The sequence below is a fragment of the Rhizobium sp. NZLR10 genome (assembly GCF_019685125.1).
Classification (GTDB): domain Bacteria; phylum Pseudomonadota; class Alphaproteobacteria; order Rhizobiales; family Rhizobiaceae; genus Rhizobium.
The window spans coordinates 540,446-562,535 of the sequence record NZ_JABDWE010000001.1; the positions used below are offsets into that span (position 1 = coordinate 540,446).

Sequence of the window (22,090 nt, forward strand, 5' to 3'; positions counted from 1 at the left end):
CCTCGTTCAAATTCAGCCGCCGAAGCTGCGCGTTTCCACTGTCCAGTCACGGGCTTTGCCCGTCAGGCTGCAGCCAAGCCCCGGACGTGCGGGCACGATCATCCGGCCGTCCTTGATGTCGTGCTGCTCGTTGAACAGTGGCGCCAGCCAATCGAAATGCTCTACCCACGGCTCGTGCGCATAGGCAGCCGCCAAGTGCAAATGGATTTCCATGGCAAAATGCGGCGCCAGGCGCAGGCGTTTCGCCTCGGCTTGCGCGCAGATGCGCAGAAAGGGCGTGATGCCGCCGACACGCGGCGCATCCGGCTGAATGAAGTCGACCGCATCGGCGCGGATCAGGGCCATATGTTCGTCGGCGCTTGCCAGCATCTCGCCGGTGGCGATCGGCGTGGCGAGTTCGCGCGCCAGTGCCGCATGGCCCTCGGCGTCATAGGCATCGAGCGGCTCTTCGATCCATTCGAGATTGAGCGGCTCGACAAGCCGGCCGAAGCGCAATGCCGTCGTGCGATCCCATTGCTGGTTGGCATCGACCATCAGCGGCACACGGCCGTCGATATGGCTGGTCACGGCATCAAGCCGGCGAAGATCGGCCATCGGGTCCGGCTGTCCGACCTTGATCTTGATGCCGCCGATACCGGCGGCGATCGAGTGATCGATAGCATCGCGGATTTCCTCGACGCTCGACGACAGGAAGCCGCCTGAAGTGTTGTAGCAGGCGACGCTGTCGCGATGGGCGCCTAGCAATTTTGCCAGCGGCAGGCCTGCCCGTTTCGCCTTCAGGTCCCAGAGGCAGATGTCGATGGCGGCAATGGCCTGCGTCGCAATGCCGGAGCGGCCGACCGAGGCCCCGGCCCAGCAGAGCTTGTCCCATATCCGTGCGGTATCATTGGGGTCTTCGCCCATCAGGTTGTCGGCGATCTCGCAGGCATGTGCATAAAGAGCGGGTCCGCCCGCCCGTTTCGAGTAACTGAAGCCGAGACCGCTATGGCCCGCTTCGGAAACGATCTCGCAAAACAGAAACGCCACCTCCGTCAGCGGCTTCTGCCGGCCCGTCAACACCTTGGCGTCGCTGATCGGCCGCGCCAACGGCAGATAAGCGAGCGACAGGGTGACCGATCGGATGGCGTCCAGCTTGGACGGGCCGGCGGCGAAGCCAGCCTTGGGCGGTTGTGCGGGGATCGAGCGTCGATTGGGATCAAACATCGTGGTTCCTCAATTGATAGCCGGTTCCGGAGTCTTGCCACCGAATTCCGTCGTCAGGAAGTCGAAGTCGCAGCCTTTGTCGGCTTGCTCGATATGCTTGGAGAACATAAAGCCGTAACCGCGCTCGTAATGTCGCGTCGGCGCCACCCAGGCGGCCCGTCGGGCTGCGATCTCCTCTTCGGAAGCCAGCATATTGAGGCTGCGTGCCGGAATATCGAGCTCGACCATGTCCCCGGTTCTCAGCAATGCCAGCGGCCCGCCGATGTAAGATTCCGGCGCGGCGTGCAGCACGCAGGCGCCGAAACTCGTTCCGGACATGCGCGCATCCGAAATGCGCACCATGTCGCGCAGGCCGAGCTTCAACAGCGCCTTCGGCATCGGGATCATGCCCCATTCCGGCATGCCGGGCCCGCCCTGCGGGCCTGCATTGCGCAGCACCAGCACCGTGTCCGGCGTCAGCGGATAATCGGGATCGTCGATGATCTTCTTCATCTCCGCATAACTGTCGGCAACCAGGGCCGGGCCGCAATGGCGATGGAATTTCGGGTCGCAGGCCGCTGGTTTGATGACCGCGCCGTCAGGACACAGGTTCCCCTTGAGCACTGCCAGCGAACCTTCGTGATAGACCGGGTTCGACAGTGGCCGGATAACGTCCTCATTGTAGATCTTCACCTGGTCGAGGCCGTCCACCAGGGGTTTGCCCGTGACGGTTATCGCGGTCGGATCGAGTTTGTCGCCGAGCTGCTTCATGAGCGCCCGCAGGCCGCCCGCATAAAAGAAATCTTCCATCAGGTAGGTCGAACCAGAAGGCCGAATGTTGGCAAGAACAGGGGTCGTGCGACCGATGCGGTCGAGGTCATCGAGCTCCAGCGGGATGCCGGCGCGTCGCGCCATGGCAATCAGGTGAATGATCGCATTGGTGGAGCAACCGGTCGCCATGGCGACGGTGACAGCATTGTCGACGGCCGCCGGCGTTATGATCCGGTCGGGGGTCAGATCCTCCCACACCATATCGACGATGCGGCGACCGCAGGCGGCCGACATGCGCTGGTGGTTGGCGTCGGCTGCCGGAATCGAGGAGGCGCCCGGCAGTGTCAATCCCATAGCCTCGGCGATCGCTGTCATCGTCGACGCCGTGCCCATGGTCATGCAATGGCCGTAGCTGCGGGCAATTCCGCCTTCAATGCCCTGCCACTCCTCCTTGGTGATCGTGCCGGCACGCCGCTCGTCCCAGTATTTGAATCCGTCGGTGCCGGAGCCCAGGCTCTTGCCGGCATAATTGCCGCGAAGCATCGGGCCGGCAGGGAGATAAACAAAGGGAATGCCCATGCTGACCGCACCCATGACAAGGCCCGGTGTCGTCTTGTCGCAGCCGCCCATCAGAACGGCGCCGTCGACAGGATGGCTCCGCAACAGCTCCTCGGTCTCCATCGCCAGCATGTTGCGATAGAGCATCGTGGTCGGCTTGACGAAATTTTCGGAAAGAGAAAGAGCAGGCAGCTCCATGGGAAACCCGCCCGACTGAAGGATGCCGCGCTTCACCCATTCGGCGCGTTCGCGGAAATGCATGTGGCAGGGCTGGGCATCGGACCACGTGTTGATGACGGCAATGATCGGCTTTCCCTGCCAATCCTCCGGCGCATACCCCATCTGCATGGTCCGCGACCGGTGACCGAACGAGCGCTGATCATCCGGCAGCATCCATCGGGCCGACCGCAGTTGCTCGTACGTTTTCCTCGCGGTCACGGCTTTCTCCCACCATTTTGCTTGCTGCTCTACGAATTTCTCCAACTAATATTTTAGTTTGCCATATATATCAACCGCAACTTTGCATTCTTGTGCATTAGGTCACGTAAAGCTATGAATGGTGTAAAAGGATTTGCCTCACATGAATTCTCAGTTCGCTTCCACATTCGGCCTGACCGCACCCGGCTTTCCAGTCGCGGCCGGCAGCACCGTCCAGCGGGTCTATGATGATCTGCGAAAGCGCATCATCACCATTCAGTTGCCGCCGGACACCACGCTGTCGCGCACCGAGCTGACGGAGACCTATGAAGTCAGCCAGACGCCCATTCGTGACGCGTTACAGCTTCTCAAACAGGAGGGCCTGGTTCGTATTTACCCGCAGTCCCGCACTGTGGTGACCAGGATAGACGTCCTGCAAATCTACGAAGCGCATTTCCTTCGTGTCGCGCTGGAATCGGAAGTCTGCCGCCGCCTCGCGACTGACCCGGATCCGGATCCGAGCGTCATCACGCGCGCCCGCTCGATCATAAAAATGCAGTCGGCGGTCGCCGATGACGTCGATCAGATTGCCATCTTCCAGGAGCTCGACGAGCTCTTTCACCAGACATTGTTCGCAGGCGCCAAGCGCAGCAGCCTCCATCAACTGATCCGCGAGCGGTCCGGCCATCTCGAGCGCATTCGACGTCTGCATCTGCCCGAAAAGGGCAAGATCATGAGCATCCTCGATGGTCACCACGCCATCATCGACGCGATTGCCGCTCGCGACGAACAGGGGGCCGTCGATGCGGTCCGCGAGCATCTCAGCCGCACAGTCGCAAAAGTAGAAGAGCTCAGGAAGGAGTTCCCGGACTACTTCGTCTGAACCTGCCGCGCCGCAGGTTTCCGCCGGGGTCAATTGACCGGCGTCAGCAGCGGCCTGCCTGCGAAGAAGGCGGCAAGGTTGTCGAGCGTGAGTTGCGCCATCCTGTCGCGCGTTTCCTCGGTGCCGCTGGCGTGATGGGGATAGAGCACAACGTTATCGAGTGCTGCGAAGCGCCGATCGGGATTGGGTTCGTTGAGGTAGACATCGATGCCGGCAGATGCGATCCGATTTTCCTGCAAGGCGCGGATCAAGGCCGGCTCATCGACCACGGTGCCGCGGGCAATGTTGATGAAGCTGCCCGTTGGTCCGAGCGCATTCAGCACCTCTGCCGAAATCAACCCTTCGGTCGAGGGCCCGCCCGGTGTCGCGACGATCAGGATGTCGGCCCAGTCCGCCAGTTTTACCGGCTCGTCGAAATAGGCAAAATCATTGTCGGCTTTTTTCGTCCGCCCATAATAGCCGACCGCCAGTCCGACAGCTTCGCATCGCCTGGCAATCGCCATGCCTATGCGGCCGAGACCGACGATCCCGGCTTTCTTGCCCGACGTCGATGTCGTCAGCGGCATCATGCCCGTGTGCCTCCAGTCGCCGGAGCGCACATAGCGATCACCTTCCGGCAGGCGCCGGCGTGCCGCCAGCATCAGAAGCAGCGCCATGTCGGCAACGTCGTCGCAAAGCACCTCGGATGTGTTGGTGAGCTTGATGCCGCGCCGCGTCATCGCCTCGACGTCCATCTGGTCGTAGCCGGCCGAGGAACAGGCGGCCAGCTTCAGTGCCGGCAATTTCGCAAGCAGGGCTTCATCGATCGTCACATGGCCGTTGCAGACCAGAGCCGTGCAGATCGGGCCGGCTTTGGCCAGGAGAGCATCGCGTTGCCCGCCTTCTGCAAGATCCAGCCGGTGCAGCGTATAGGTCTCCTCCAGCACCGCCATCTGACGGGACCGGAGCGGATAGGCGACGATGACATCGGGCTTCATACGGAAACGAGTCCTTCCTGTGTGAGACGTGCGGCGCGTCGGGTGGCCTGGACCTCGGGATCGGGATCGAGGCCGGCGGCAAGCAGCGCCTGGGTGTAGGGGTGGGATGGCGCGTTAAATATCTGGCCCACCGGCCCCTCCTCGACAATCTCGCCGGCCTTCATGACGATGACACGATCCGCGAAATCGCGAACCACCGGCAGGTCGTGTGCAATGAAAAGGTAGGACAGGCCGAATTCGCGACGCAGACCCTCGAGCAAGGCAATCACCTGTGCCTGGATCGACACGTCGAGCGCTGAAACCGCCTCGTCGCAGATGATCAGTTTCGGCTCCATCGCCAGCGCGCGGGCAATGGCGATGCGCTGGCGCTGGCCGCCCGAAAATTGATGTGGATACCGGTCCGCCATATCCGGCTTCAGGCCAACCTTGACCAGCAATTCGGCCACCCTCTCCTTCCATCTCGCTTTCGGCAGGATATCCGGGTGAATGACCCAGGCCTCGGAAATCAGCCTGAACACGGTCATCCGCGGGTTGAGCGACTGCGTCGGGTCTTGAAAGACCATCTGCAAATCCCGACGCAGCCCGAATATTTCCCTCGGGCTCATCGCAAGCAGATCATTGCCGCGGTAGAGGACCTGACCCTCCTGTGGGTCGTCAAGGCGAACGATCGCCCGGGCAAGCGTCGACTTACCGGAACCGCTCTCGCCGACAACAGCGACCGTTTCGCCGGGCATGATGACGAAGTCCACGCCTCTCAGTGCCTGGAATGCGCCAAAACTCTTCTTCAAGCCGATGGCGCGCAGCAGCGGTTCGCCCTGCCGGTCACGCTCTTGCGCCATCGCGCCCTTCCCAGGTGCGGCAGCAATCAGCTTCTTCGTATAGGGGTTCTGCGGGTTGCGATAAACTTCGGCGGCATTGCCGGTTTCGACGACGCAGCCGGAATTCATCACCACGACCCGGTCGGCGATCTCTGCAACGACACCAAGATCGTGCGTGATCAGCAACAGGCCCATTCCGGTTTCCTGCTGCAATTCCTGCAGAAGTTCGAGCACTTGTGCCTGCACCGTAACATCAAGCGCGGTGGTCGGTTCATCCGCAATCAGGATTTCGGGCTTGCAGGCGATCGCCATGGCGATCATCAGCCGCTGCCGCTGCCCGCCGGAGAACTGAAACGGGTATTTTCGCATCGCCGCCTGCGGATCGGTGATGCCCACTCGCTGCATGAGTTCGAGCGCCCTGGCACGGGCCTGCTCCGCGGACTGACCATGCGTGGTCATCATTTCGGTGATTTGCCAGCCGACCGTGTAGACCGGATTGAGATGCGCCAGCGGATCCTGAAAGATCATGGCGATCTTGGCGCCGTTGATCGAACGCCGCTCCTCAGGCGTCATTTTCAGCATATCGCGCCCATTGAGGAGGATGGTGCCGCCGGTGATCTTGCCGGGTGGCATATCGATCAGGTTCATGATCGCCGAGGCGGACACCGACTTGCCCGAACCGCTTTCCCCGAGGATTGCCAGTGTCTCGCCGCGATCGAGATGCCAACTGACATCTTGCACTGCCTTGACGGAGCCACTGGCGGTGTGAAACTCGACCGAGAGGTCGCGCACTTCCAGAAGATGTTCAGCCATTTTTCCTGCCCCTCATTTCAAGGCGCCAGCGTTGCGTTGGATTGAGCGCGATGCGCAGCCAATTTGACAGAAGATTGAGCGACAGCGTCGTCAGGATGATTGCAAGGCCCGGCCAGAAGGACAGCCACCAGGCATTGGTAAGGTAAGGCCGCCCTTGGGCAACCATGAGGCCCCAGGTGATTTCCGGCGCCTGAATGCCGATCCCAAGGAACGACAGCGAGGATTCCGCCAGCATGACGAAGGCGAAATCAAGCGTCCCAATGGTGACCAGCGTCGGGAAGATCACCGGCAGGATGTGATGAAAGACAATGCGCCGGGACGATGCTCCCATGACTTTCGCCGCCTGCACGAACATCCGCTCGCGCACTTCCAGCACTTCGGCGCGGGTGGTGCGCAGATAGATGGGAATGCGGGTGATCGCCAGGACGAGGACGATATTGGTGACCGAGGGTTCGAGCATATAGAGCACGATCACCGCCAGAAGCAGCGACGGAAAGGACATGATGACGTCGCCGAGGCGCATGATCCATTGAGCGGCGGAAGAGCGGCTATAACCCGCCACCAGTCCGAGCGCCGTGCCAACGATAGAGGATGCAAGCACCGCCGCCGCAGCAATCAGGATGGTGTTTTGCGCCGCGACGACGACGCGGGCAAGCAGCGGCCTGCCCAGCGCATCGGCTCCAAGGACATAAAGCCATCCGCGGGTAATATCGAAGGGCGGCGCGTTTCGGCCCCGCAGGTTCTGCTTGGTGGCGATGCCCTCCAGCAGAAACGGGCCAAACAGCGCGCAGAGAAGAACGATCAGGAGGAATAGAGCGGCGAAGAATGCGAGCTTGTCCGCCCACAGCATGGTCAGCCAACGCCCGATCGGGCCGCTCGGTTTTTTCTCGATGAGGATTTGTGTGTCGGTCATCGTCATCGCTCAATACCGGATACGCGGATCGAGCAGCGCATAGGCAATGTCGATCAACAGGTTCATGATGAAGATCGCCAATGCCGAGACCATGATGACGGCCAGCACGACGGCGAAATCGCGAAGCAGGATGGAATCGATCATCAGCTTGCCTATTCCGGGAAAGCCGAACACCGTCTCGACGACAACGGCACCGTTCAAGATGGCCGCCGCCTGATCGCCGATCACTGTGATCACCGGCAGCATGGCGTTGCGCAGTCCGTGAATGAAGATGATCGAGTTCGAACGCACGCCCTTGGCGCGCGCCGTCTTCACGTAGGCGGAAGACAGCACGCTGATCATCGAGCCGCGCACCACCTGCAGGATCAGGCCGAAGGGCCGGATGAACAGCACGCTGACCGGCAGGACCCAGTGCCAGAACGTTCCCGTTCCCGATGTCGGCAGGACATGCAGTTTCACGGCGAAAATGACGATTGCCACGATGGCAAGCCAGAAATCCGGGGCGGCAGCGCCGATCAGCGAGAAGAAAGTGGCAAGACGGTCGAAGACCCCGCCGACGCGAAACGCCGCGAGCGAACCAATGACGATCGCAGCGACCGTGACCAGCGCCATGGTGATGACAGCCAGCCAGAAGGTCCAGACGAAGGCCTCCAGCACGACATCCATGGCCGGACGGGCCTGGCGCAGGGACTGACCGAAATTGCCTTGGGCGAGATCCGCGACATAACGGCCGAACTGGATGATCAATGGGTCGTTGAAACCGTTCATCTCACGGAATTGCTGGCGCATTTCCGTGGTCGCGTCGATCGGCAGATAGAGGTCGGTCGGGTCGCCCGTCAGCCGGGAGAGGAAAAAGACGATGACGATAAGCACCACGAGCGATACGCCACTGGCGATCGCACGCTTGCCGATAAAACTCTTCATGCCACTCCTCCCGAGTGAAACCCATACGGACCGTCAGGTCTGGTCTTCGCGTGTTTCGAAGCCCGCCCAGTCATGCCCTTTCCGGCGACAGGCGTGAACTAAAATATTAGTTCATCTAGAATTTTTGTGAACCCCCTTTCTCAAAATCGTCAGCTCTTATCAAACGGCGGCTTGCGCCGCCACGCCATACCGCCCGTTCCAATGATGGTCGCGCCAATGATGACCGCGGCACCAATCCATGTCTGTGCGGCCGGAACCTCCGAGAAAAACAGGAAAGCTATGAGTGCTACGACCGGCAGCCGGAGAAAGTCGAGCGGGGCCAGAACGCTTGCAGCCGCCATACCGAAGGCGCGGGTGATCAGCGTCATGTTGAATGCGCCGAGCGCCCCTTGTATGGCGAGCAGCCCGAGTTGGCTCCAGGTCGGCATCGACCAAACCGGCACCATGACGATCAGGCCAAGCGGCACCGTGGTAGTGAGATTCCACGCAACCAGCCGGTCCGCGCTATCCCTCAACGCCATGCGCCGAAGCATCAACTGGCTAGCAGCCGTCAAGACCGCTCCTGCAAGGGCAAAAAGCAGCCATTGGTCGAAACCTGACGCTCCGGGGCGAATGATGATCATCACGCCGATAAAGCCTGCGGCGATGCCGGCGACGCTGGAGACGCCGACGCGCTCCTTGAGGACAAGCCATGCACCGAGAACGAGAAACATCGGCATGGTGAAATTAATCGCCGTGGCATCGGCCAGTGGCGCGTGCGCAAAGGCGATGAACAAAGCAACCAGTGAGGCAAGCTTCAGACCCGCACGCACGGCGTGCAGAACACGATAGGGAGAGGCTTTCAGACCGACTCGGGACACGATCCACGGCGAGACGACAAGAAGTCCGAAAAACGAGCGGAAAAAGCCGATCATCAAGGGATGCACGTCGCCGGCCAGCAAGCGCACAATGATGGCGTCAAGACTATTCAAAAAGGCGGCGGCCACCATCATGCAGACGGCAAGGCCTGTGCGACCGGGCTGCATCACGCTTCTCCTGATTGAACGATGTGGGCTCTGCCAATATCGGACGTTCGATACGGCAGCGCGTTGAACCAGCAATCCATCAGAAATAAGAGCCTTCCTGGCGTGCAGGTGCCAGGATCGCTCAACTCATCAGGGATGGGCATCGCTATCTGTCGGTCGCGCGATCTGACGGTCTTATCTCGATCCCTCGCCCGGCGTCCACACTAAAATACAAATATATTAGTTTGAAGGCGACAACTGCCATATCCCATCGAGAAACTAGGCTTGATGACACTCGACGGCACGTGACGATGATGGGGGCAGCTGGGAACTCGAAAGCCGGGAGAGCGCCTTCGATGGAATACGCTTTCAATTTTAAAAATACGGCCGGCTGAACTTCGTCGTCGACTTTTCCGATTACCTTAATCGGATGCCGTCAACCTATTCAGACGGGTCGAAAAGCCTGACAATCCGCGCCACGCCGGAAAAGCCGGTTCCCTTTCCGATGCCCAAGACCGACGAAAGCTGACCACTTCGCACGATCCCGGGAAGGAAGCGATTTCCAGGAATTACTCTAAAGCTCATCGCTGCGACGTCTCACGGCGTGCTTCAGAGCCATCATATGTCTTCGCCGCTCCAGCACATAGTCGGCATAGCCGAAGCAGATGAACAGCAACGTCGGACCGGCGTAGATCATGATGAGAGCCAATGCGATAAGGATGAATGCGGTCGTCATGGTCTTGTTTCCATCATATTGGTCGCGCCGCATCTGAAGCGGCGAAAGCGGACAGGCTTATCTCGGCGATCCCTGTCCTTATTCCTTGAAAATTCGCCGGCTTCGTATTCGTTCCCTGCCCGATCGATTTCCATACGCGCGGCAGGCCCGATCGAACGACAATGGCGAAGCTGGCGGTTCATTCGACCTCGATCACTCCCGCGGCCTTTCCTCTCGCATCACCGCCCCCACGATCTCGGGCAGCGGACTAGTCGTCAAATCCTCAAGCCAAACCGATAGCTTCGGCTTCCAGTTCGGATAGCTGTCGCTGGTGCCTGGAACATTGGTCGGCTTTTTTTCGTCGGTGAGATCGGCAAGCCGAACCGCGACGAGCAACGACGGAGTCCGCGCGATGAAGCGATAGGCGCTGACGGTCAGTTCCCTCAGCGTTTCCTCGCTTACCCTTGCGGCAGCAAGGCGGGCCGGCAAATCGATGCCGGCAACCTTGAAGGTGACCTTCAGGTTCCTCCGTTCGTGCTTGCGGTGTTTGAGATGTTCTTCGGTGAGATCGGGCGGTACGATACCGTGTTCACAACGGTCCCGAATGTCGGCGCCGCGCCACCAGCCGGCAAGGGTCTGGTGGTCATGCGTCGAAATGCAGGCGAGCGCGAGGACGGGATAGGCATCGGCCGGCTTGAAGCCCTTGTCGTCCTGTTCGTAGGAAAGGATCCGGTAGGAGAAAATGCCGGCAGCGGCCAGATCTTCCTGCAATCCTTCCGGGATCATTCCCAGGGACTCTCCGATGACGAGGCATCGGTGTTCGGCGGAAACTTCGGCGAGGATCTGCAGCAGCCGATCCTCGGGATAGCGGACATAGGCGCCGCTCTCCGGCCTGTCGCCCAATGGAACCAGGAAAAGGCGACGGATTGCCGGCGCGTGATCGATGCGAATGGCGCCCGCGTAGCGCATGGAGGTGCTGACCATGCGTCGATACGGCGACATCTCCCCTGCGGCAATTTTTGAAGGCAGGTATCCAGCGAGGTGCCAGTCCTGGCCGTCGACGGCGAATGGATCGGGAGGGCTGCCGATGGTGGCCTGGGAGACATAGATATCCGGCTCGCTCCATGTCGCCGAGCCATCGACCGCTTCCCCGACGGCAAGATCAAGATAGAGCCCGATGCGCAGCCCGGCCTTGCGCGCTCGATCTGCTGCCTGCGTCAATTGCCGGTGGGCGAGCCATTGTAGCCACATGTGGAAACGAACATCGTCCGGGTGCTCGCGTTCAAAATCGGTGACGGCAGCGCTGTCGACGCGCTGGAACTCGGCTGGCCACCGTTGCCAGCCGGCGCCCGCTCCGCGCTCGACCATGTAAAACGAGAGGCATTCGAACAGCGCATGCAGCCGCAGGCTGTCGCCGCCTTGCGCGACAAAGGCGTCGAAATCGGCCGGGCCGTCAGAGGCGGCCTTGCGACTGACACGACCCTGGCGCCATGCCGACCAGAGATCACGAAGCGCTCCAAGCTTGGTCCGCGCGACGCCGATGTAATCGACGAGATCGGATTGGCGAAGGCGCTCCAACTCCCGTTCGAGTTCGCGACTGCTGGCAAACCCCGGCACCTGGTCGACTGCGATATAGAGCGGGTTGAGATGCTGACGGCTTGAGGGTTCATAGGGGCTGCAACGGTCGGGATCGGCGAGGAACGGCGCGTGAAGCGGATTGAGTCCGATGAAATCGGCCCCCAGCGATCCCGCCAGATCGGCCATATCAGCCAGATCCTTGAAGTCTCCTATGCCCCAATTGCGTGCCGACCGGAGTTCGTAAAGCTGCAGGCTCACGCCCCAGACCCGTGTGTCGGACAGGAAATCCGGCAGAAATGACACCGGGGGCTTCCCGCGCGCCGGCTTCGCTTCCCGCCGCGGCGCGCCAGTCTCACCCGTCCTCGTCAATTCGATGTTCAGTGCAGAGAGTATCTTGCGCTTGGTCTCGGCGGAAATCGCCACTTCCCGGTTCTCGGGGCTGGGTCTTGTCGGGCTGATGCCGTGGAGCCGGGCGAGCTTATCGAGCTCAGCGGATTTCATCAGTCGATCCTTTCCTCGCACCGCCGTCACGCTTTGCTCATGCTCCAGATCACCGTCCAGGGCGCGAGATCGCCGCCGTCGCTGCCGAGACGGAATATCGTCTCGGCGTCACCCTGTTGCGGGTCAAGCGGCCGTCCCGCCTCGCTGCCTAGGTTGGCGCGCAGATGAAGGTGCCGGCTCTCCGCAAGGGTCCAATCCACCGCGATCGCGTTTCCCGCCGAGCGGTAGACCGCGCTTCCGCCGGCCACACCCTTCAGCAAAGGAACGATCTTCCGATGCCGGAGGTCGAGAAGTGTCCGGTAATACTCAAGCACGTCAGAGGTAGTGCGTTTCGACCAATCCAGTTTGGCGGCCGCAAAGGTCGATGGCGCCGTCGGGTCGAGAAGGTCGTCGGCGTCGAAGCCCGGCAGACGCGAAAGCTCCTCGCGACGGCCTTTCCTGACCTTCTCGTTCAGATCCTCGTCGAAATCGCAGAAAAAAGGAAACGGCTCCTCCGCACCCCATTCCTCACCCATGAACAGCATCGGTATCTCAGGCGCCAGCAGATAGATGGCGATGACGGCCTTGACGGCATTGGCCGGGCTCGAGGCCAGAACCCGATCGCCGAGCGCCCGATTGCCGATCTGATCATGGTTCTGGATGAAGGAAATGAAGGCGGTCGGCGGCAGGTGGCCACTCGGTCTGCCGCGGCCTCCTCCGCGATACGACATATGTTCGCCCTGGAACACGAAACCTTCCGCCAGCGCTCGGCCGAGCTTGCCAGCGTCGCCAGCGTAATCGGCATAATAGCCGAAGGTTTCGCCGGTCGCCGCGATATGCAGCACGTGGTGGACGTCGTCATTCCACTGGGCTGTGAACAGCTTCGCCTCGCCTTTTTCGTCACGCTTCAACAGGTCGCTGTCATTCTCCTCGTTTTCGATGATCAGATGCACATGCCGATCGCTGGCCGCGGCCCTGACGCGGCGGGCAAGCTCGCAAAGAAGATGCTCGTCGCTGTCGTCCTTGATCGCGTGAACGGCATCGAAGCGGAAGCCGTCGAGCCTGAATTCGGTGATCCAGTAAATGGCGTTCTCAATGGCAAATTCGCGGATCATCTGCGATCCGTCGCCGTCGTAGTTGATGCCATGGCCCCAGGGCGTCTTGTGATGGTCGGTAAAGAGCGGCGCATAGGAGGGGATATAGTTCCCATCCGGCCCGAAGTGATTGTAGACCACATCGAGGAACACCGAGATGCCGCGCTGGTGTGCTGCATCCACCAGCGCCATGAAATCTTCCGGCCGGCCGTAACTGCTGTCGGGAGCATAGGGAAGCACGCCGTCATAGCCCCAGCTATAACGACCCGGGAATTCACTGAGCGGCATGATCTGCAGCGCCGTGATGCCCAGCTCTCGCAGATGATCGAGCCGCTCGATCGCCGCCCTGAAGCTGCCCTCCGGCGTGAAGCAGCCGATGTGCATCTCGTAGATAACCATCTCATCCCAGGGCCGGCCAGGCCAGTCGCTCGTGTTCCAGCGATAGGAGGAAAGGTCGACCACCTCACTCGGACCATGCACATCCTGCGGCTGGAACCGCGAGGCGGGATCGGGAATTTCAAGACCGTCCGGCAAAACGAAGCGATAGCGCGTGCCGACATGGGCATTCGGAACTATGCACCGATGCCAGCCATCTTCCGCCGCCTGCATCGGACGCGGATCGGCGCCTTCGATCTTCAACGACACGCTTTCATGCAGAGGAGCCCAGAGGCGAAACAGAATGCCGTCTTCGGTGAACGCGGGGCCGAACGTCATTTTGGTCAAGGGAAAGCCTTCGGTGAGTGGGGATAGATTTATTTAACTTTTGCGGCAGCAAAAAGTTTCGTCCGCAATTGGACACGCGAAAGCAGCAGCGGTCGCGGAGATGGCGGCACTGCTCGCCTTGGTATGTTTACGCTTCGATCGTCAGGCCGCCGCGACCTTGCCGGAGAGCGCCTGATCCATGGCCGCCTGAAGCTGTTCCTGCGTGAAGGGCTTCTTCATCCGCAGCATCCGGCCGAGGCCATGGTCTTCGGAAAATTCGGCATAGCCCGAGGCGAGGATGATCGGTAGGCCCGGGAAAGCCGAGCGGAGGTGGCGCGCAAGCTCGGCGCCTGTCATACCCGGCATGGCATGATCGGTAATGACGAGATCGCAATCCTGTCCGCCGGCAAAGAATTCCAAGGCTTGGGAAGCGGAGGACACTTCCTGCGGCAGGTGCCCGAGATCCTCCAGCATCGCCACGGTTCCCGTCCGGACAAGCGCGTCGTCGTCGACGACGAGAATGGCAAGCGGCCGCGACGCCGGTTTCAGAGGCTCCGTCGCCGGAGCCTCGACGACCGGCTGCACCTCGACGAAAGTCTCGGCGACGGGCAGCCAAAGGGATACGGTCGTGCCGCTGCCCCTGGCGCTCGATATCTGGATCGAGCCCCCGGATTGCGCCGCCAGACCATGCACCATCGATAGGCCGAGACCGGTGCCCTTGCCGACTCCCTTGGTGGTAAAAAACGGTTCGGCGGCACGCGAGACCGTTGCTTCGTCCATCCCTTCGCCATCATCCGACACCGATATTCTGATGTAGTTGCCGCCGGCGAGACCGGCTGGCCGGCCCTCTTCGGCGGCCGCCGCGGCAACCGTTACGGCTCCGCCGCTTTCGAGTGCATCGCGCGCATTGACGAACAGGTTGAGCAGCGCCAATTCCAGTTGGTTGCTGTCCACCAGAAGGGGCGCCAGATCTGCCGGGATGCGCTTGCGGATTTCGATGCGCGGCCCGACCGCCTTGGCGAGAAGATCCTCGACGTTTTCGAACAGCCTGAGGAAGTCGACCGCCTGCGGCTTGAGCTCCTGGCGGCGTGCGAAGGCAAGCAGGCGCTGGGTCAGCGCCGTGCCGCGCTCGGCCGCCTGGATCGCATTGGTCAGCAGCCGTTCGCTGCGTTCATCCACCGGAAGCCGCTTCTTCAGAAGGCCAAGGCTGCCGAGCACCGCCATGAGAAGGTTGTTGAAGTCGTGCGCCACCCCGCCGGTCAGGTGGCCGATGGTGTCGAGCTTCTGCGCCTCGAACAGTTGCGCCAACGCCTCCTCGCGCTCCCGCGTCCTTTGATCGATCCGGTGCTCGAGCTCCTCGTTGAGCTCCCGCAACTGGGCGGCCGAGGCTTCGAGTTCGGCAGTGCGTTGGCGAACCCGGGCCTCCAGCTCCGCATTCAGGCGCTCGAGTTCCCGTGTCTTCCTGTAGAGATCGGCAAAGACCCTGACCTTGGCTCTCAGCACTTCGGGCACGATCGGCACGGAGACGTAGTCGACCGCGCCCACCGCATATCCGCGCAACCGGTCGGGTTCGGCCAGCATCACCGCGGAAACGAAGATAATCGGCGTATCTTGATACCGTGGGTGCTGCCGGATCATGCTGACCAGCTCGAACCCATCCTGTTCAGGCATGCAGACATCGACGAGGATCACCGCGATTTCGGTGCGCAATAGATGCTCGAAGGCTTCGCGCGCCGACTGCGCCTTAATGAGGTTTTCTTCGAGCTCGTCGAGGATGACCTCGTAACTCAGAAGCTTGGCGGGTTGGTCGTCGACGAGGAGGATGTTGACGGGGTTCATGGCCATGTCCTCAGCGGTGCAGCCACATGCGAAGGGCCGACAGAAGCTGTTCGGTATTGACCGGCTTCGCCAGGTAGTCGGAAGCGCCCGCTTCCAGGCATTTCTCGCGGTCGCCCTTCATCGCTTTGGCCGTCAACGCCAGGATCGGCAGCCGCCGGAATCGTGGCTCCGAACGGATGACCTGCATCGTCTCGTAGCCGTCCATTCCAGGCATCATGATATCCATCAGCACGATTGCGACAGAGGGTTCATTGTTGATGACGTCGATGGCTTCGCTGCCGGTCGTTGCTGTCAGCACCCGCATTCCCCGGCGCTCGAGCACGCTGCTCAGCGCGAAGATGTTGCGAGCATCGTCGTCGACGAGCAGTACTGTCTCGCCGACGAGATCCTCGTCCGAGCTGTGCAATTCCTGCAGCGTCGCCTGTTTTGCAGGCGGCAGGTCGGCGAAGACCCGGTGCAGGAACAGCGCAGTTTCATCGAGAAGACGTTCCGGAGACTCCACGCCCTTCACGACGACGCTTCGCGCCATGCTGTGTAGCGTCGCATCCTCCTCGGGGGAAAGCTCCCGTCCAGTGAATACGACCACTGGAACCTCACCGATCTCGGCGTCGTCGCGTATTTTCTCCAGTACGTCGAAGCCGGACATATCCGGAAGGGAAAGGTCGAGCACCACGCAATCCGGAGGATCCTGCCTCAGAGCGTCGAGTGCTTCCGATCCGGAGCCGACGCTGGTGATGTCGATGTCGTCATGTCCGAGAAGGGCAGTGACGCTCAACCGTTCGGCCTCGTTGTCTTCGACGAGCAACAGATGCTTGCGGCGCGGTTGCGCATAGGCTTTCAAACGCGACAGCGCCTTGCCGAGGCCCTCCGGCGTCGTCGGCTTGCTCATGAAGGCGAAGGCGCCGCGGGTCAGCCCATGCTGGCGATCTTCATCGAGACTGATGATCTGCACTGGGATATGCCGCGTCTGCGGGTTCTGCTTGAGCTGGCTGAGCACCGTCCAGCCGAGCATATCGGGCAGGAAGATGTCGAGCGAGATCGCCGCCGGCCTGTAGTCCTGCGCGAGTGCCAGCGCATCGCCGCCACGCATCGCCACCAGAACCTTGAATCCATTGTCACGGGCGAGATCGGCCAAGACGCGGGCGTAGTGTGGATCATCCTCGACGATGAGCAGCACCGAGTCACCGGCCGCTATCCGATGACGATCGTCTTCAACATGTTCGGTTGGTTTTTCGGCACGGCGGATTGCCGCGGCCTCGGCAAATTCCACGACGTTTGCCGGTGGGACGGATTTCGGCGCAACCGCCCCGGCACCGACATAGGTGAGCGGCAGATAGAGGACGAAGGTGCTGCCGACGCCGGGCGTGCTGCGGAGCTGGATCTCACCCCCCAAGAGGTTTGCCAGCTCGCGGCTGATCGCCAGGCCAAGGCCGGTGCCGCCATATTTACGGCTTGTCGAGGCATCAGCCTGCTGGAACGCCTCGAAAATGATGCGCTGCTTTTCCGGGGGGATGCCGATGCCGGTGTCAACCACTTCGAAGGCGATGACGGAGGGCGCGTGCCGGAGCGACGGATGATCGGGCGACCAGCCGCTCGCCGGCAACCCGACACGAAGCGTGACGCCGCCCTGCGCGGTGAATTTGAAGGCGTTCGACAGCAGATTCTTGAGGATCTGCTGCAACCGCTTCGAATCCGTAATGATGCTCTTGGTAATATCGCCACCGACCTCGACCGCGAATGACAGGCTCCGATTTTCCGCCTCATGCCGGAATGGCCGGGCCATCATCTCAAGCAGGTTGCTGACGAAAATCTCCTCGGCATCGACCGAGACCGTTCCGGACTCGATCTTCGACAGGTCGAGGATATCGCTGATGAGGTTCAGGAGATCGGTTCCGGCGCCGTGGATGGTCTTGGCGAACTCGACCTGTTTTCCCGACAGGTTGCCATCCGGATTCTCTCCCAGCTGCTGGCCGAGGATGAGGATCGAATTCAAAGGCGTGCGCAGCTCATGCGACATATTGGCGAGGAATTCGGATTTGTACTTCGATGTCAGCGCCAACTCGGTTGCCTTTTCCTCCAGCGCGCGCCGGGCCTGCTCGATCTCCTGGTTCTTCGCCTCGACTTCGACGTTGCGTTCTTCCAGCTGCTGCGCCTTCTGCCCGAGCTGCTCGTTGGTCTGCTGCAACTCGCGCTGCTGCGTCTGCAGCTCGGCGGCAAGCTGCTGGGACTGCTTGAGCAGGCCTTCGGTCTGCATGGTCGCTTCGATCGAGTTGAGCACGATGCCGATCGACGTCGTCAGCTGGTCGAGGAATGACAATTGCAGCTCGGTGAATTCGCCGGCGGAGGCAAGCTCGATCACCGCCTTCACCTGCCCCTCGAAATGCACCGGCAGCACGATGGCGCTTCTCGGCAGGGTCGTGAACACGCCGGAGCTTATCGGAACGACATTGTCGGGAAGATCGGTGACCAGGATGCGGCGGGCGTCGCTGGCACACTGACCAACCAGTCCCTGGCCGAATTCAAGCCGTGCCGGGTGCGCCGCCTCGACCCCTTGCGCATAGACAGAGAGCAGCGACAAGACCGGCTGCCGTTCATCGGCATCCACCTGGTAGATTACCCCCTGATGCGCGCCGACCAGCGGCGCCAGCTCCGAGAGCAGCATCTTGCCGACCAGCGTCAGATCGCGCTGTCCCTGCAACATATTGGTGAAGCGCGCCAGGTTGGTCTTCAACCAGTCCTGCTCGGTGTTGCGCTCGGTGGTCAGCCGCAGATTGTCGATCATCGTGTTGATGTTGTCCTTGAGCTCGGCCACTTCGCCGCGCGCGTCGACCTTGATCGAGCGCGTCAGGTCGCCCTTGGTGACGGCGGTCGCCACTTCGGCAATGGCGCGCACCTGCGTCGTCAGGTTGGCGGCAAGCAGGTTGACGTTGCCGGTCAGATCCTTCCAGGTCCCCGCCGTGCCCGGAACATTCGCCTGGCCGCCGAGGCGGCCTTCCACGCCAACCTCGCGCGCCACCGTTGTCACCTGATCGGCAAAGGTCGCGAGCGTGTTGGTCATGTTGTTGATGGTTTCGGCGAGCGCCGCCACTTCGCCCTTGGATGCGACGGTGAGGTTCTGCTTGAGGTCGCCGTTCGCCACCGCCGTCACCACCTTGACGATGCCGCGAACCTGCTCGGTCAGATTGGCGGCCATGACGTTGACCGTGTCGGTCAGGTCCTTCCAGGTGCCTGCCACTCCAGGCACCTGCGCCTGGCCGCCAAGCTTGCCTTCGGTGCCGACTTCGCGGGCGACACGCGTCACTTCGCCGGCAAAGGCGTTCAACTGGTCGACCATGGTGTTGATGGTGTTCTTCAGTTCGAGGATTTCCCCCTTCACGTCGACGGTGATCTTGCGCGACAGGTCGCCGCGCGCCACCGCCGTCGTCACTTCGGCGATGTTTCGAACCTGGGTTGTCAGGTTGGCGGCGAGCAGGTTGACGTTGTCGGTCAGGTCCTTCCAGGTGCCGGCGACGCCCGGAACGACCGCCTGACCGCCGAGCCTGCCATCGGTGCCGACTTCGCGCGCCACACGGGTCACTTCGCCGGCAAAGGATCGCAGCTGATCGACCATGGTATTCAGCGTATCCTTCAACAGCAGGATTTCGCCGCGCACGTCGACGGTGATCTTGCGCGACAAGTCGCCGTTGGCGATCGCGGTCGCCACCTCGGCGATATTGCGCACCTGCGCCGTCAGATTGCCGGCCATGGAATTGACGCTGTCGGTCAGATCCTTCCAGGTGCCGGCCACACCGGAGACCTGCGCCTGGCCGCCGAGCTTGCCTTCTGTGCCGACCTCGCGGGCGACACGCGTCACTTCACCGGCAAAGGCGTTCAACTGGTCGACCATGGTGTTGATGGTGTTTTTCAGTTCGAGGATTTCTCCTTTCACGTCGACGGTGATCTTGCGCGACAGGTCGCCACGCGCCACCGCCGTTGTTACTTCGGCGATGTTTCTCACCTGGCCGGTGAGGTTGGAGGCCATGGAATTGACGTTCTCGGTCAGATCCTTCCAGGTGCCGGCGACACCTGGCACCTGCGCCTGGCCGCCGAGCTTGCCTTCCGTCCCGACCTCGCGCGCGACGCGCGTCACTTCCGAGGCGAACCGGTTCAGCTGATCGACCATGGTGTTCAGCGTTTCCTTGAGCTCAAGGATTTCACCCGAGACCGACACCGTAATTTTCTTCGACAGGTCGCCATTGGCAATCGCAGTCGAGACCTCGGCGATGTTGCGCACCTGCGCCGTCAGATTGCCCGCCATGGAATTGACGCTGTCGGTCAGATCCTTCCAGGTGCCGGCAACACCGAGCACGTTGGCCTGGCCGCCTAGCCGCCCTTCGGTGCCGACCTCGCGTGCCACACGCGTCACCTCACCGGCAAAGCCGTTCAACTGATCGACCATCGTGTTGATGGTCTCCTTCAGCTCGAGGATTTCTCCGGACACAGTGACGGTGATCTTCTTGGACAGGTCTCCCTGGGCGACGGCGGTGGCGACTTCGGCAATGTTGCGCACCTGTCCCGTCAGGTTGGAAGCCATGGAATTGACGCTGTCGGTGAGATCCTTCCAGGTGCCGGCAACGCCGCGCACATTGGCCTGGCCGCCGAGCCGGCCCTCTGTGCCGACTTCGCGGGCCACACGGGTCACTTCCGAAGCAAAGGCGTTCAGCTGATCGACCATCGTATTGATGGTTTCCTTCAGCTCAAGGATTTCACCCTTCACGTCGACGGTAATCTTCTTCGACAGATCGCCATTGGCAATCGCAGTCGAGACTTCGGCGATATTGCGCACCTGCGCCGTCAGGTTGCCGCCCATCGAGTTGACGTTTTCGGTCAGATCCTTCCAGGTGCCGGCAACGCCGCGTACATTGGCCTGGCCGCCGAGCCGCCCTTCCGTGCCGACTTCACGGGCAACGCGGGTGACTTCCGAGGCAAAAGCGTTCAGCTGATCGACCATCGTGTTGATGGTCTCCTTCAGCTCGAGGATTTCTCCCGACACCGTCACCGTGATCTTCTTCGACAGGTCGCCATTGGCGATCGCGGTCGAGACCTCGGCGATGTTGCGCACCTGTGCCGTCAGGTTCGACGCCATCGAATTGACGTTGTCGGTGAGATCCTTCCAGGTGCCCGCGACACCCGGCACCTGCGCCTGTCCACCAAGCCGGCCTTCGGTGCCGACTTCACGCGCTACGCGCGTCACCTCGCCGGCAAAGCCATTGAGCTGATCGACCATGGTGTTGATGGTTTCCTTCAGTTCGAGGATTTCGCCGGAGACGTCGACGGTGATCTTGCGCGACAGGTCGCCGCGCGCCACGGCCGTCGTTACCTGGGCGATGTTGCGGACCTGGGCTGTCAGGTTGCCGCACATGGCGTTGACGCTGTCGGTCAGGTCCTTCCAGGTGCCGGCCACGCCGGGCACCAGGGCCTGACCGCCGAGCTTGCCCTCGGTGCCGACCTCCCGGGCGACGCGCGTCACTTCCGAGGCGAAGGACCTCAGCTGGTCGACCATGGTGTTGATCGCTTCCTTCAGTTGCAAGATTTCGCCGCGCACGTCGACGGTGATCTTCTTAGAAAGGTCGCCGTTCGCGACGGCGATCGTCACCTCAGCGATATTTCGCACCTGCGCCGTCAGGTTCGAGGCCATCGAGTTCACGCTCTCGGTGAGGTCTTTCCAGACGCCCGTCACCTCCGGCACCTGCGCCTGCCCGCCGAGTTTTCCGTCGGTGCCGACCTCGCGCGCCACACGCGTCACTTCCGACGTGAAGACGCTGAGTTGCTTGATCATCGTGTTGACGATATCGGCCGAGCGTAGGAATTCGCCTTTCAGCGGTCGCCCGTCGACATCGAGCGGCACGGTCTGCAGCAGATCCCCCTTGGCGACCGCAGTAATCGTGCGGGTGACGGCGGTCGTCGGCCACAGCAGATCGTCAATCAGACCATTGATCGAACCTTCCATCTCGGACCAGGAACCGTCCGACAGGCCGAAGCGCACCCGCGTGCTCGTCCGCCCGTCCCGGCCGACGACTTCGCCGACATGCTCAAGCTGCTGGGCCATGCGCTGGTTGGCAGCGATGATGTCGTTGAGAGCGTCGGCGACCTTGCCGGTAACACCGGTCAGATCCGCTCGCATCCGCACCGAAAAGTCGCCGCGGCGAACCGCGACAAGAACCTCCAGAAGCGCGCTGGCGTCATCGAACGCCATGGTTTTATGGTCGTGCCCATTGACGCCGTCTACCGCAACGACATCGCGCGAAAATTCACTGGTCTGCTTGCTCACGAAATCCCCCTTGTTCGACTGGAGGTAAATTAGTGCTCAAGTGGAAAAAGGGTATGGCTGAGGCGCGCGGTTGCAGAGATCGACGTATTGGGCATCAGCCGTCAAACTTTGC

13 protein-coding genes are annotated in these 22,090 nt (G+C 61.5%); 1 reads left to right on the forward strand and 12 read right to left on the reverse strand.

The features are described from left to right. Nucleotides 1–12: 12 nt before the first annotated feature. On the reverse strand, nt 13–1,203 hold the full coding sequence (locus tag HJB82_RS02510; RefSeq protein WP_207584716.1) for an L-talarate/galactarate dehydratase: 1,191 nt from the start codon (nt 1,201–1,203) through the stop codon (nt 13–15). 9 nt (nt 1,204–1,212) lie between these two features. Continuing rightward, nucleotides 1,213–2,949 carry an L-arabinonate dehydratase gene (gene araD, locus HJB82_RS02515; protein ID WP_221139519.1) on the reverse strand — a complete coding sequence of 579 codons (1,737 nt, stop codon included), beginning with the start codon at nt 2,947–2,949 and terminating at the stop codon, nt 1,213–1,215. 142 nt (nt 2,950–3,091) lie between these two features. Here araD and HJB82_RS02520 point away from each other — a divergent pair, with 142 nt between their 5' ends. Then, nucleotides 3,092–3,811, forward strand: a complete 720-nt coding sequence (locus HJB82_RS02520; RefSeq protein ID WP_207584714.1) for a GntR family transcriptional regulator — start codon at nt 3,092–3,094, stop codon at nt 3,809–3,811. A gap of 29 nt (nt 3,812–3,840) precedes the next feature. Here HJB82_RS02520 and HJB82_RS02525 read toward each other — a convergent pair whose 3' ends face one another. The 10 genes from HJB82_RS02525 to HJB82_RS02570 form a co-directional block, all read right to left on the reverse strand. Further along, complete coding sequence (locus HJB82_RS02525) at nt 3,841–4,788, reverse strand: 2-hydroxyacid dehydrogenase (RefSeq protein WP_221139520.1); 948 nt, start codon at nt 4,786–4,788, stop codon at nt 3,841–3,843. Next, complete coding sequence (locus HJB82_RS02530; RefSeq protein WP_207584712.1) at nt 4,785–6,419, reverse strand: ABC transporter ATP-binding protein; 1,635 nt, start codon at nt 6,417–6,419, stop codon at nt 4,785–4,787. The genes HJB82_RS02525 and HJB82_RS02530 overlap by 4 nt, the downstream gene beginning before the upstream one ends. After that, complete coding sequence (locus HJB82_RS02535; RefSeq protein ID WP_207584711.1) at nt 6,412–7,338, reverse strand: ABC transporter permease; 927 nt, start codon at nt 7,336–7,338, stop codon at nt 6,412–6,414. Before HJB82_RS02535 ends, HJB82_RS02530 begins: the two co-directional genes overlap by 8 nt. Nucleotides 7,339–7,341: 3 nt before the next feature. Further along, nucleotides 7,342–8,256: an ABC transporter permease gene (locus HJB82_RS02540; RefSeq protein WP_207584710.1), complete on the reverse strand. Its 915-nt coding sequence runs from the start codon at nt 8,254–8,256 to the stop codon at nt 7,342–7,344. 149 nt (nt 8,257–8,405) lie between these two features. Then, a complete protein-coding gene (locus HJB82_RS02545) occupies nt 8,406–9,281 on the reverse strand; it encodes a DMT family transporter (RefSeq protein WP_221132554.1) in 876 nt (291 codons plus the stop codon). 553 nt (nt 9,282–9,834) lie between these two features. Continuing rightward, nucleotides 9,835–9,996: a hypothetical protein gene (locus HJB82_RS02550; RefSeq protein WP_207584708.1), complete on the reverse strand. Its 162-nt coding sequence runs from the start codon at nt 9,994–9,996 to the stop codon at nt 9,835–9,837. 192 nt (nt 9,997–10,188) lie between these two features. After that, nucleotides 10,189–12,054, reverse strand: a complete 1,866-nt coding sequence (malQ, locus tag HJB82_RS02555) for a 4-alpha-glucanotransferase (RefSeq protein WP_221139521.1) — start codon at nt 12,052–12,054, stop codon at nt 10,189–10,191. Nucleotides 12,055–12,080: 26 nt separating this feature from the next. Further along, on the reverse strand, nt 12,081–13,841 hold the full coding sequence (gene treZ / locus HJB82_RS02560) for a malto-oligosyltrehalose trehalohydrolase (RefSeq protein ID WP_259673905.1): 1,761 nt from the start codon (nt 13,839–13,841) through the stop codon (nt 12,081–12,083). Between the two features lie 150 nt (nt 13,842–13,991). Next, complete coding sequence (locus tag HJB82_RS02565) at nt 13,992–15,668, reverse strand: response regulator (protein ID WP_221115090.1); 1,677 nt, start codon at nt 15,666–15,668, stop codon at nt 13,992–13,994. Between the two features lie 10 nt (nt 15,669–15,678). Continuing rightward, complete coding sequence (locus HJB82_RS02570) at nt 15,679–21,978, reverse strand: HAMP domain-containing protein (protein WP_207584704.1); 6,300 nt, start codon at nt 21,976–21,978, stop codon at nt 15,679–15,681. Nucleotides 21,979–22,090 lie beyond the last annotated feature (112 nt).